At 38.2% G+C, this 11,925-nt stretch carries 11 protein-coding genes and 1 pseudogene; 7 read left to right on the top strand and 5 right to left on the bottom strand.

Annotated features, from left to right (window positions below; all coding sequences use genetic code 11):
• Nucleotide 1 precedes the first annotated feature (1 nt).
• Nucleotides 2-895, bottom strand: coding sequence for a hypothetical protein (locus tag JO40_RS06360; RefSeq protein ID WP_044978609.1), 894 nt, complete (start codon nt 893-895; stop codon nt 2-4).
• 113 nt (nt 896-1,008) lie between these two features.
• Here JO40_RS06360 and thiI point away from each other — a divergent pair, with 113 nt between their 5' ends.
• The 3 genes and pseudogenes from thiI to rnhA all read left to right on the top strand — a co-directional run bounded on the left by thiI (nt 1,009) and on the right by rnhA (nt 3,749).
• Entirely contained in the window at nt 1,009-2,169 is a 1,161-nt protein-coding gene (thiI, locus tag JO40_RS06355) for a tRNA uracil 4-sulfurtransferase ThiI (RefSeq protein WP_044978608.1), read from the top strand.
• A gap of 2 nt (nt 2,170-2,171) precedes the next feature.
• Nucleotides 2,172-3,224, top strand: a pseudogene (locus JO40_RS06350) (3-deoxy-7-phosphoheptulonate synthase); the annotation flags it as partial.
• Nucleotides 3,225-3,269: 45 nt separating this feature from the next.
• Entirely contained in the window at nt 3,270-3,749 is a 480-nt protein-coding gene (rnhA, locus tag JO40_RS14195; protein ID WP_044979732.1) for a ribonuclease HI, read from the top strand.
• Between the two features lie 14 nt (nt 3,750-3,763).
• Here rnhA and JO40_RS06340 read toward each other — a convergent pair whose 3' ends face one another.
• Nucleotides 3,764-3,994: a YdbC family protein gene (locus JO40_RS06340; RefSeq protein ID WP_044978607.1), complete on the bottom strand. Its 231-nt coding sequence runs from the start codon at nt 3,992-3,994 to the stop codon at nt 3,764-3,766.
• On the bottom strand, nt 3,987-4,580 hold the full coding sequence (pgsA, locus tag JO40_RS06335) for a CDP-diacylglycerol--glycerol-3-phosphate 3-phosphatidyltransferase (RefSeq protein WP_044978606.1): 594 nt from the start codon (nt 4,578-4,580) through the stop codon (nt 3,987-3,989). Before pgsA ends, JO40_RS06340 begins: the two co-directional genes overlap by 8 nt.
• A gap of 144 nt (nt 4,581-4,724) precedes the next feature.
• On the opposite strand from pgsA, the gene JO40_RS06330 reads away from it, so the two are divergent.
• A complete protein-coding gene (locus JO40_RS06330; RefSeq protein WP_044978605.1) occupies nt 4,725-6,200 on the top strand; it encodes a Na+/H+ antiporter NhaC family protein in 1,476 nt (491 codons plus the stop codon).
• A 43-nt stretch (nt 6,201-6,243) separates the two neighbouring features.
• Nucleotides 6,244-6,414, top strand: a complete 171-nt coding sequence (locus tag JO40_RS13895) for a hypothetical protein (RefSeq protein WP_158506575.1) — start codon at nt 6,244-6,246, stop codon at nt 6,412-6,414.
• Here the strand turns inward: JO40_RS13895 and JO40_RS06325 are convergent.
• Both JO40_RS06325 and JO40_RS06320 read right to left on the bottom strand, forming a co-directional pair.
• On the bottom strand, nt 6,405-9,575 hold the full coding sequence (locus JO40_RS06325; RefSeq protein ID WP_044978604.1) for a type I restriction endonuclease subunit R: 3,171 nt from the start codon (nt 9,573-9,575) through the stop codon (nt 6,405-6,407). The two genes, JO40_RS13895 and JO40_RS06325, sit on opposite strands and share 10 nt — an antisense overlap.
• 10 nt (nt 9,576-9,585) lie before the next feature.
• The gene (locus tag JO40_RS06320) at nt 9,586-10,770 is read right to left on the bottom strand and encodes an HAD family hydrolase (protein WP_044978603.1); all 1,185 of its coding nucleotides are present in this window, start codon (nt 10,768-10,770) and stop codon (nt 9,586-9,588) included.
• A 152-nt stretch (nt 10,771-10,922) separates the two neighbouring features.
• Between JO40_RS06320 and JO40_RS06315 the strand changes: the two genes are divergently transcribed.
• The gene (locus JO40_RS06315; protein WP_049992350.1) at nt 10,923-11,570 is read left to right on the top strand and encodes a restriction endonuclease subunit S; all 648 of its coding nucleotides are present in this window, start codon (nt 10,923-10,925) and stop codon (nt 11,568-11,570) included.
• Between the two features lie 118 nt (nt 11,571-11,688).
• Nucleotides 11,689-11,874 (top strand): hypothetical protein, encoded by a 186-nt coding sequence (locus tag JO40_RS14630; RefSeq protein WP_245608768.1) that lies wholly within the window; start codon nt 11,689-11,691, stop codon nt 11,872-11,874.
• Nucleotides 11,875-11,925 lie beyond the last annotated feature (51 nt).

Raw genomic sequence — 11,925 nt, 5'->3', positions numbered from 1 at the left:
CTCACACCTTAAATAAAAGCCCCAGACTTATACCGAAGTCAAGGTTATTCATAAAAAATGACTTTATAGGATCCCGTTCAAAATTTACACCGACACCGTTTTTGTTACCATTAATAATTGCAGCTTTTTCTACCTTTTTAGGAAGAGCTACATATCCAGGCTTATAAACGGAATAAGACAAGTATCCGCCTATTGTCAAACCCATTGTAGAAATTATCGGCTGATTATATTCGATAGATAACTTTAAAAGAAGGCTTAAAGGATTCATTTTTTTCATCATAGATTCCGAAATATAAAGAGTTCCTGTCTCAGAGGAAAAATCAATATTTTCCGCCTTTAAAGCGGCAAGTTCTTCATCATTTAGATTAGTATAAAGCTCATAAGTGGGCTGCGGATCTGCCAGAATTTTTCCTCCTATGCCGAAACCTAAAACAAGTCTGTTCTTTAAAAGCATTGTTTTAAGGCTCGTCCCAAAAGTTATAACGGGTGACATATAGACACGGCAATATACTTCAATATCTTTTTTATAAGATTTTCCATCCGCTCCAGTAAATGGCTGCTGACTTGATCCCGAAATCTGGCCTGAAAAGCCCTGCCCTACACCTAGGTTAAAGGCGAGCCCAAGACCTCCGAAAATATTGTTATTTGTATAATTAAAGTATCTTTTCGAATCAAAAATATAGGTAAGTTCGGCATCTCCGTTCACAATAAAACCGGCCATACCTCGCATAAAATCGGCACCAAGATATTCTTTATCAGCCTCATTTATATGTGGATCAGTGTAAGAACCGGAAAAATTAGCTCTAAGACCCAGAGTAAAGCCTTCTTCAAAAGCAAAGGCCGAAAAACTTACAAACACAAACATAACCAAAAAAATAATTTTAATCGGTTTCATAAACACCTCAACTCTTGAATGATACAGTTTTTTTACTGAATGGTCAATATAAAATTAAGCATAAAATTTTCCCCGATGGACTTTTTTGCATTTTTAAGATAAAATATAAAAATATGGAACTTTTCTATCTTGCAAAAATAGGCGAAATTAACTTAAAAAAAGGGAATTTAAAAGACTTTGAAATTCGGCTTTCGCAGAATTTACGCAGCTATTTGCCCGAAGCTAGGCCCAATATACGCGTGCGAGCCGGAAGAATGTATGTAAGCGTCAAGCCCGAATTTAAAGAAAAAACCGAAGAAGCCCTAAATAAGCTGATAGGCATTACAGGCTGGGCCGAAGCCATTCCTGCCGAAAAAACTATTGAATCCATTACTGAAACAGCTAAGGCCGAAGCCGTAAAAGCCCGCAATGCGGGGGCTAAGACCTTTAAAATAGAATCCCGCCGCGGCGAAAAGACCTTTCCCCTAACCTCCTACGAAATTTCACGGGAAGTAGGAGGAGTAATCCACACTGAAGGGATTTTAAAAGTAGACGTTCATAATCCCGATATTGTAATTTCCATCGAAGTAAGAGAAAAGGCCTTTATCTACGGCCTTGAGCACAAGGGACGGAGGGGGCTTCCCTGCGGCTGTTCGGGAAGGGGACTTTTACTACTATCGGGAGGAATAGACTCCCCCGTTGCAGGCTTTAAAATGCTTACCCGCGGAATGAAGTTGGACTATATTTATTTTCACTCTTACCCTTATACTTCGCCCGAAGCCCAAGCTAAGGTTGAAAAACTGGCCGGCATTTTAGCCGATTACGGCCTCGGCGGATACCTCAACATCATTCCCTTTACAAAGGTTCAGCAGCAAATCAGAGAAAAAAGCCCCGAAGCCTATTTAACTTTGATGATGAGAATCTGCATGATGAAAATAGCAAATATGACGGCAAGGGGTATAAATTCCAAATGCCTTATCACCGGCGAAAGCCTTGCCCAGGTTGCAAGCCAAACGGTAGAAAACTTGACCGTAACCAATTCTTATGCCGAATTTCCTGTTTTTAGGCCTTTAATCGGACTCGATAAGGAAGAAATTACAATAAAAGCCAAGGAAATAGGCACCTACGAAACCTCAATCTTGCCGTACGAAGATTGCTGTGTTATGTTTTCACCCAAACATCCGATTTTATACTCAAACCTTAAAGATGCAGCCGAGATTTTCGATAGGATGGAAATAGACAGTCTTTTAGAAGAGGCCTATGCTCAACGAGAAGTAAAAAAGATGAGTTTTTAAAGATGATAAGTAACCTTGTTGACCTCCGAATCGAGAGAATTCATTGTATAAGTTCTCCGGCCGAAATGCTAAAAAAAATACCTGCGACCGATTATCTTTATTCTTTTATAGCCGAAGCCCGCAAAACAATCAGCGATATAATAAACGGAAGGGATAAGCGTTTTTTACTCATAGCCGGCCCCTGCTCGATTCACGACACGGAGGCAGCCGAGGATTATGCTATGCGCCTATTAGAGCTAAAAAAGAAATGCTCCGATTCTTTCTATATTATAATGCGCACCTACTTTGAAAAACCCAGAACCGTTTTAGGCTGGAGGGGTCTTATCGTGGAGCCTGAACTTGACGGTTTTATCAATATTGAAGGGGGAATTCAAAAGGCCAGAAAATTTTTGATTAAACTTGCCGAAATGGGTATTCCTGCCGCCTCCGAAACGGTAGACCCTATGATTCCCCAATACATTGCCGACCTCGTAAGCTGGGCTTCGATAGGTGCCCGCTCGGCCGAAAGTCAAATCCACAGAGAAATAGCTTCAGGGCTTTCAATGCCGGTCGGCTTTAAAAATACCACCTACGGAGACATAACGGCAGCAGTCAACGGAGTAATCGTTTCCCGCCTGCCCCATGCCTTTGTAGGCATTGCCCGGAACGGACTTTCGGCAATAATCCACACAACGGGAAATCCCGACACTCACTTGGTTTTAAGGGGAGGAATTTCAAAACCCAATTACAATAGAGAAGAAGTTGTAAAAGCCGCATCTCTTATGAAAGAAAAAATGCTTGAACCGAGCATAATAATAGACTGTTCCCACGGAAATTCGGGAAAAGACCCGAAAAAACAGATAGGCATCTTTGAAGAAAGTTTAAAACTCCGCTTCGATAAAAATGAGCCTCTTGACTATATCAGGGGCTGCATGATTGAAAGCTTTATCCAAGAAGGAAAAACATCGATCGAAAAAGCAAGGGAAAGCACCGAATACGGTAAATCCATAACCGATCCCTGTTTGGGCTGGGAAGAAACTAAAACCGAAATACTCCGTATTTATCAAGAATACCGAAATTGTTTTACAGACACAAACATCTTTACCTCTAATAAGGACAAAATGAATATCGAAATATACACCGATGGAGCCTGCTCCAACAACCCCGGCCCCGGAGGCTGGGCTTACATAATAGTAAACAAGGATTCAAAAGAAGAAATATGCAGAGAAAATGGAGGCGAAAGCTCTACCACCAATAACCGCATGGAACTCATGGCTGTTATAAGGGCATTAAAAAAGATAAAAGAGAAAGCATTCTTAGCAGGCAAATCCTGCGAAACCTTGAACTATGAAAGCATTTCAGTACATACCGATTCCCAATACGTACAGCAGGGTATAAGCTCGTGGATATTTAACTGGAAAAAAAATAATTGGAAGACGGCCTCAAAACAGCCCGTAAAAAACCAAGACCTTTGGCAAGAGCTGGATGCCCTTTCATCCCTGATTAAGCCGAGCTGGATTTGGGTAAGAGGCCACGCAGGAAATCCCTTAAACGAAGCCTGCGACCGGCTTGCGGTCGAGGCCTGCCAAAAAGTAAAGTAGTGCCCGGCCGGCAGCTAAATCCCGGCTTCGTCCAAAAGTTTTTTTAAGGCCGTAAGCTCATCCCTTGTAAGGGTAATACCCTTCCCCATTTTTTGGTGATCGGGTGACCAAGGCCTTATATCGAATTTAGGGTCCCGGCCGTTCCATGATACCTCGTTGAGTTCGGTCTTCCAACCGCCCTTCCCCTCGGAGATAGTTCCATAGCTTTTTGTAATCTCAAATTTAAATTCGTCCTGATTATTCATCGGCAATCCTCCTTGTCTTTAAATATGAAGTAATATAATCGGTAAATGAAGCGAGCGATAAGATAACCGCTGCAAAATAAAGAAGCCAATTAAAATAAAGAATATATCGGGTAAAAGCCGGAGGTAAAAATGTGTAGATCCGTTCAAGTTTTAAAAACATTGAAACACTTGCTGCTATAATGTAAAGAACGGTCTTTGTTTTTCCGCCCATCTTGGCTCCTATCGTTATGCCTTCTCCGCGGGCCTTCATCCTCAAAAACATGATACCGAATTCGCGGTAAACTATAATTAAAAAGAAGGGAGCAAACAAAAAGCCGTCCATTAAAAAACAAAATAAAACGGTTACATTTGCAACCACATCCGCAAAGGGATCAAATATTTTTCCGAACTCATCCACCTGATTATGCAGCCTTGCATAATAGCCGTCCAAAAAATCGGTAAATTCCATAAAGATAAAAATCGGGATTATAATGAGGATAGTAATTTTAGGGCTTATAAAAGGAATCCAATCCGGCAGAAAATATAAAACATAGATTATGGGAGCCAGCACCAGCCTCGATGATGTAAAAATATTAGACAGCTTCATACCCTATATGATGTAGCTTTAATCTCTTTTTGTCAATAGGTAATTTCCGTATTGTATGTAGCAACTGCCTGTGCAATTATCCTATACACTTTTTTTTATAAATATGATATACTAGCATCCCTATTTCACATAAAAGGAGACTTTATGCGCGCTTTTTTTAAGCTCTCTCCGGTCTTATTGCTTGCAGGTTTGATGATGATTTCAAACATAGAATCTTTTTCAACTGCTTTAGGATTTAAGCTGGACATTTTAATCATAGCCCCCATAGCCGTAATCTACGCTTCCATAGTCGCTATGATAACCGAAAAATTCAAATTCAATGATATTTTAAACTCTGCCATAGACAATGTTAAGGAAATGCAGTTGGTGTTTTTTATCCTTATGTTTGCCTATGCTATGGCTGATGCCTTTATGTCCACAGGAGTCGGAGCTTCCATTATTACCTTAAGCCTACATATAGGAATTTCCGCCAGAACTGTAGCCCTTGTTGCTTTTTTGGTTTCCTCAGTATTGTCGGTTGCAACCGGAACCTCATGGGGAACCTTTGCAGCATGTGCTCCCATTTTCTTGTGGATGACCCACATTTTAAACGGAAACATGGTTTTAAGCATTGCAGCAATTGCAGGCGGCTCATGTTTCGGCGATAATCTAGGGCTTATTTCAGACACAACAGTCGTAAGCTCAGGCATTCATAGGGTTGAAGTTACCCACCGTATGAAAAATCAAGGGCTTTGGTCGCTTATGTGTTTGATTCTGTCAGGAGTTTTATTTTTAATTGCCGGCTTAAGCCTTCCCGGTGATGCTGTAAGCCCTCAAAAGGCCATAGAGGCTATTCCGCAGGATGTTTGGGCAAAATTAGCCGAAGAAAAGCCTGTTGCAGTAGACCTCCTCTATCAAGTACAAAACGGAGTCCCCATTTACATGGTAATTCCGCTCATTTTGGTTATAGGAATTGCTTTAATGGGCTACTCTACCCTTCTTTGCCTTGGCGCAGGTATCGTTTCATGCTTTATCTTAGGCCGCTTTGCAGGAACGGTTTCGGGTCTTCTTGCCTTTTTTGACATAGTGTATAACGGCTTTGTAGGGGCAGGTTCATGGGTTATCATAATGATGATGTGGGTAGCGGCCTTCGGCGGAATTATGTCGAAGATGGATGCCTTTAGACCTCTGTCAAACCTTGCCGTAAAACTTTCCCGAAACGTAAGACAGCTGATGTTCTGGAACGGTATTATTTCTTTATTAGGAAACGCAGCCCTTGCCGACGAGATGGCTCAAATAGTTACCGTCGGCCCGATTATAAGGGACATTACTGAAGAAAACGTAGAAGGAGATGAAAAAGATCTTTATTCTTTAAAATTGAGGAACGCAACCTTCTCCTCAGCCCTCGGCATCTTCGGTTCCCAGCTAATTCCTTGGCATGTTTATTTAAGCTTTTTTATAGGCATCGCCGGTACGGTATATCCTCTTTATCAATTCAGTCAGACACAGATAATAAAGTATAACTTTATGGCCCATATTTCGGTTATAACCATTCTGTTATTTACCCTCTTCGGTATCGACAGAATCTTCCCCAAATTCGGCATCGCAAGCGAACCGAAAGTAAGGTTGAAGAAAAGGTAAGATAAAACAAAAAAGCTGCACTGAGGGTAAAACACAGTGCAGTTTGAAAAATCCGGTAAAAAGTGATGATGATTCGGCTTCATTTAAAATTGACGGAGAGCTTGTCATTCTTGCACATATGCCGGCACCGATACTTTCTAAAGAATTTGAATCCATAATGATAATCAACCTTTCTTTAAAAACCGCAGGAAGAATTAAGTCAGGCTACAGATAAACCGCTTCTCTTTCTGCAGCAATTTCTACATAGTTATTATTTCCGGAGTCTAAATAACTTGTTTCATCATAATCCGTTTTGTTAAATTCCGGTCCATCAGAATCCATTAGATTGTCGGCCCAAAGCTCGCATTGGATCATAACGGTTTGAACTGCGTCTTCCATACCTTCGGGCGGATATTTATGTTTTTTTAGAAGTCTTTTAATGAGCATACGCATACGAGCCCGTGCACTCTCTCTTATTTGCCAATCTACGGCTTTATTTTTGCGCAGGGTTTCGGTAAGCTCCTTTGTTATTGCAATCAGTTCTTCGTTTTGATAGAAATCTTTTATAGCCTGAGGTTTTGTAAGAGCATCGTAGAAGGCTGCCTCTTCGGCACTTAAGCCCAGGTCTTGGCCTTCTTTTTCGGCACTTATAATTTGCTTGGCAAGTTTCAGCATTTCGGCTATAACTTCTTCATTTGTGATAAGCCCGTTTAAGTATGAGTTAACGGTTCTCTGCATTATCTCGCTGAATTTTTCGGACTTAACTACATTGCTTCTTCGATAAATTCTTACTTGTTCTGCAATGAGCCTTTTTAATAATTCAACGGCTAAATTTCTTTCCTTCATCTTGGAAATTTCTTCAAGAAACTTGGGAGAAAAAAGAGAGAATTTTTCTTTAATGTCCGAAAAGAGGTTTATAACGCCCTCGCTTTTTATGCTCTGTTTTAAAAGCGAGTTTATGCGTTCATTCATTTCAGGTAACGAAATCTTTTTACCGCTTCCTTCATTTGTAAGCCTTGAAAGGAAGACTCTAACCGATTCAAAAAAGGCAGCCTCAAAGCGCAAATTTTCTTCAACTACGGATGAACAAAGAGATAAGGCCTGCCTCATCATAAGAGCTTCTTTTATAAAGATATTTTTTTCTTCTTCTTTTTCTTGGGCAAGTATAAAGTTGACGGCACCGCTTATTGACCTTGCCCTTTCAAGATCGCTTCCTTTCATAAAACTTGAATAATCATAACCATGAAACATATCCTTACATATAGAAAGTTTTTCAAGGAAGGTCGGATAGGCAGCGGTTAAAATGTCGGTATTACCGTAATTATTTTTGTCTCGGTTTGTATAATCGTTCATGGCCTGCTTTAAGGCACCTGCTATTCCCACATAATCGACAATGAGACCGCCTTCTTTATCTTGAAATACGCGGTTGACTCTGGCGATAGCCTGCATAAGATTATGTCCGGCCATAAGTTTATATATGTACATAGTGGCAAGGGAAGGAACATCGAACCCTGTCAGCCACATATCTACTACGATTGCAATTTTTAAAGGACTTTTATTATCTTTAAATTCTTTTGCTAATTTATCCCTGTGATTTTTGTTCCCGATAATCTCTCTCCACTCTTCGGCATCGGTATTTGCAGAGGTCATAACAACGGCAACTTTTTCTTTCCATCCGGGACGAAACTCCAAGATCTTTTTGTAAATTTTCATAGCTATTGAACGGGTATAAGCGACAATCATGGCCTTACCCGTAAGAAGATGAGCTCTGTTATTTTCATAATGAAAGAGTATATCGTTTACAAGGGAGTCTATAGTTTCATCATTGCCCAAGAGCACCTCCATCTTGCCAAGCTCATGCTTACTTTTCTCGATAACTTCTTCATCGGCATTTTTAGCCATGAGGTCATATTCTTCATCTATCAGCTGCAAAGTTTTTTTATCAAGTTTAAGTTTGATAACCCGGCTTTCATAGTACACAGGGCGGGTTGCTCCATCTTCTACTGCTTGAGTCATATCATAAATATCGATGTAGTCGCCGAATACTTCTCGGGTACTTCTGTCAGCAGCGGAAATAGGAGTGCCGGTAAAACCTATATAACTCGCATTTGGAAGACTGTTCCTAATAATACGGGCAGTGCCTATAACTCTTTTTGCGACTTCCTCTCCGGCCTTATTTTTTGTTATTTTAATTTGCTCGGTAAGTCCGTATTGTCCTCGATGGGCTTCATCAGCCATAACAACTATATTCCGCCTTTCTGAAAGAGCCTCGGCAGATTCTTCAAACTTTTGCATCGTTGTAAAGATTATTCCGTTTGCCTTTCTTCCGGCAAGAAGTTTTTTTAAATCCTTCCTGCTTTCAGCCTGTATAGGTTCTTGACGTAAAAATTCTTTGCACTTAAGAAATTGACCATAAAGCTGATCATCAAGATCATTTCTATCCGTAATAACTACAATTGTCGGACTTTCCAAGGCTTCCTGTAATAGGTGTGCATAAAACACCATGGACAGAGATTTCCCGCTGCCTTGGGTATGCCAAAAAACTCCGCCTTTTCCGTTACTGTGTGCAGCCTTTTTGGTAGAAAAAACAGCCTTTCGCACTGCAAAATATTGGTGGTAGCCTGCAAGAATTTTAAAAGTTTGTAAACCTTCGTTTGAAAAGCAGATAAAGTTTTTTATAATATCAAGCAGTCTTTCTTTTTGAAAAAGGCCTTCAAAAAAGGTATCAAATTGGGCATATTGAGTGTTTTCGTAACTGCCGTCTTTTGTTTTCCATTCCATAAAGCGGTCTTCGCCTGAAGTTATGGTTCCGGCCTTTGAAGTCAACTGATCGCTCATAACACAGATTGCGTTGTAGATAAACATTGAAGGTATTTCGGTCATATAATTGCGGATTTGGCGGTACGCATCCGAAGCATCAGTTTCTTCCCGTGAAGGAGACTTTAGTTCCATCAATACTATAGGAAGACCGTTTAAAAATAAAATTATATCGGGACGTTTATTGCTGTTTTCGGTAAAGGTCCATTGATTGGCAATTATAAAGGAATTGTTTTGAGGGTTTTTATAATCAGCTAGATATACAATTCCCGATCTTGTTTCATTTTTATCAAGATAATGTACAGGTATGCCGTTTTGAAGATAGTCGGTAAAAATTTCATTTTTATGAGCTAACTCACCGTTTTCAAAATGTTTTAATTTAAAAAGAGCATTCTGTATTGCCTCCTTTGGAAGCTTTTTATTTAAGCGGTAAAGGCAATCTTCTAAAACCGAATCATATAGGGGACTGGAAAAATTACGCTCGACATCGGGGCCGTAAACATAATTATATCCTAAATTATTTCTAAACAGCTCAATAATTGAATTTTCATAATCGTTTTCGGTAAATGATGTCGACATATCGGTTCCTCTATAGATTTAACATTTGTTTTATTTTATTGATATTATCATTATCAAAAATCTCATCAAAATAATCTTTATCTATATCCTTTACAACACTTTCATAAAATTGTTTTACATCAGTATCTGTCAAAATATATGCTACCTGTCTATTTGTCAAAGCTATATCTAACAGCTTATTTGTTTGTTCCGGTGACCATGAGTTTATTTCACGCAATTGAGAGATTATTGAATGCGTATTAGCAAAACTTCTACTTTCTTCAAGGCTATTAATTAAAACATCCTTATTCTTATCCTCTTGAGTAATATTTCTTGTTTCTACAGCTTTTTCATCCACACATTCGAAATGTAAATCTTGAAGGAGCTCATTAGATTGGGTACGGTCAATAATCATTTTAATCAACATTTCTAATTTTGAATCTTCACTATAATCGGCAGGAACAAAGTACTTTATTCTATTTTCATCAAGCATTCGGAATACTTTTGATTTATCCTTAGTTTCGGCATTGTAAACACCAATTGAATGTCCCCCATTTATATTTACAAGCTTCATACATGGTATATCAGTATCGCTATCACCTATATAAACAATATTTCTAAAAGGTACTCTATATTCCTTTGGTTCAAAATGAGAATTAATTCTTTGATCATTTACATCTAAAACACCTTTTTCGATTCGAAATAAAAATTGTGTCTTGTTGGTATAATTTACAGCTTGAGCCGGCCAAACAGCAACATTATCAGAATCATAATAAAAAGAACTTGCATATATCTTTTTAAATTTATTTGCAACTACCGTTCCTTCTATCATTTCTTTAAGCCCTGATGAAATTATATAATGCTCAACTTTAACATTTTTCTTATTTCCATAGTCATTTATTCTATCAAACCATGTATCTACGCCAGGAAAGAGCGTTACTTTAGAACCATAGTCCTTTAATTTATCCTTTGTAAATAAAACTTTTCCTCTTGACTTCTTAGACATTAAATACATATAGGCTAAATTTTGATCCATTTCATTGTCTGCGGCAAGCTTGTTGGATTCTTCCCAAAAATCTTGGACTTGATAATTGATAGATTGGATATAACCTTGAGCTTGCATATCATCTGGTGACAAAGTTTTATCAAAATCATAGCAAATTGCCAAAATAGGATTTTTCTCTTTAGCTTCATAAGCGTAATCATAATTCTGCATATAGTTATTAACCTTAGATTTAAGATTATAACCTTTTATCGATAAATTGCCAAGTCAGATAAAGCAGTATTAAGCTAAATGATAATTTAGAGCAGCAAGCTCAGGCTATTTTTAAAGCCTGGTTCGTCGATTTTGAGCCATTTGGCGGTGTAATGCCTGATGATTGGAAGATTGGGAATTTGGAAGATGTTATAAAATTTTATAATGGATATGCTTTTAAAAGCAAAGAATTATTAAATAAACAAAAAAAAAGTTGTTATGCAGTATTTAAACAAGGACACATAAAATCTGGAGGCGGTTTTATACCTACAGGAACAAAAAGCTGGTTTCCTAAAAAAAAGTCTGAAAATTTACAAAAATATATTCTTTGCAAAGGTGATATACTTATGGCTATGACAGACATGAAGGATAATGTTGCAATTCTTGGTAATACAGCTGTTATGGCTGTAGATAATCAATATTTACTCAATCAAAGAGTAGGATTACTCAGATGCAATGGAAAATATGAAATATCATATCCATACATATACTTACTTACAAATAGTAAGGATTTTTTACAAGATTTAAGGAGTCGTGCTAATAGCGGAGTTCAGGTTAACTTATCATCTGCAGCGATAAAAGAGTCTTCGATAATAATACCTTCTAGGTCTACAAATATAAAATTTAACCAAATTGTAAAACCTATGTTTGAAATTACTTTTAAAAATAATATGGAAATTGATCGCCTTACATCCCTCCGCGACACTCTATTACCAAAGCTCATTTCTGGAGAGATAGATATTTCAAACATCGAGATATAGAATGCAAAGCTAATAATCACTGAATTCAAGGATAATCAATCTTAGGTTAAAGCTATTTTTTATACTAATTTATTGTTATTACTTGATAAAAAGTATCAAATTTGGTACAATATATTCAATGAAAATGGATAAAGCAGTTATAGCTAAATTCTTTAAGACCGAAACAGGAAATGAACCTGTTCGTGATTTTCTAAAAGACTTAGCTCCGGATGATCGAAAAACAATAGGAGCCGATATAATGGCAATAGAAATGTCTTGGCCTATCGGATATCCTGCTGTAAGAAAGCTTGATTCAAATTTATGAGAGGTGCGTTCAAATATTTCGGATAAAAGAATCAGCAGAGTGTTTTTTACG

Source organism: Treponema putidum (assembly GCF_000755145.1).
Classification (GTDB): domain Bacteria; phylum Spirochaetota; class Spirochaetia; order Treponematales; family Treponemataceae; genus Treponema_B; species Treponema_B putidum.
Note: the sequence above shows the minus strand (reverse complement) of the source record. Positions and strands in the feature narration are given on the sequence as shown.

Bases quoted from the DNA above. Each gene is read 5' to 3' on its own strand.
- JO40_RS06360 (WP_044978609.1), bottom strand. From the start codon at position 895: ATGAAACCGATTAAAATTATTTTTTTGGTTATGTTTGTGTTTGTAAGT.
- thiI (WP_044978608.1), top strand. From the start codon at position 1,009: ATGGAACTTTTCTATCTTGCAAAAATAGGCGAAATTAACTTAAAAAAA.
- rnhA (WP_044979732.1), top strand. From the start codon at position 3,270: ATGAATATCGAAATATACACCGATGGAGCCTGCTCCAACAACCCCGGC.
- JO40_RS06340 (WP_044978607.1), bottom strand. From the start codon at position 3,994: ATGAATAATCAGGACGAATTTAAATTTGAGATTACAAAAAGCTATGGA.
- pgsA (WP_044978606.1), bottom strand. From the start codon at position 4,580: ATGAAGCTGTCTAATATTTTTACATCATCGAGGCTGGTGCTGGCTCCC.
- JO40_RS06330 (WP_044978605.1), top strand. From the start codon at position 4,725: ATGCGCGCTTTTTTTAAGCTCTCTCCGGTCTTATTGCTTGCAGGTTTG.
- JO40_RS06325 (WP_044978604.1), bottom strand. From the start codon at position 9,575: ATGTCGACATCATTTACCGAAAACGATTATGAAAATTCAATTATTGAG.
- JO40_RS06320 (WP_044978603.1), bottom strand. From the start codon at position 10,770: ATGCAGAATTATGATTACGCTTATGAAGCTAAAGAGAAAAATCCTATT.
- JO40_RS06315 (WP_049992350.1), top strand. From the start codon at position 10,923: ATGCCTGATGATTGGAAGATTGGGAATTTGGAAGATGTTATAAAATTT.
- JO40_RS14630 (WP_245608768.1), top strand. From the start codon at position 11,689: ATGAAAATGGATAAAGCAGTTATAGCTAAATTCTTTAAGACCGAAACA.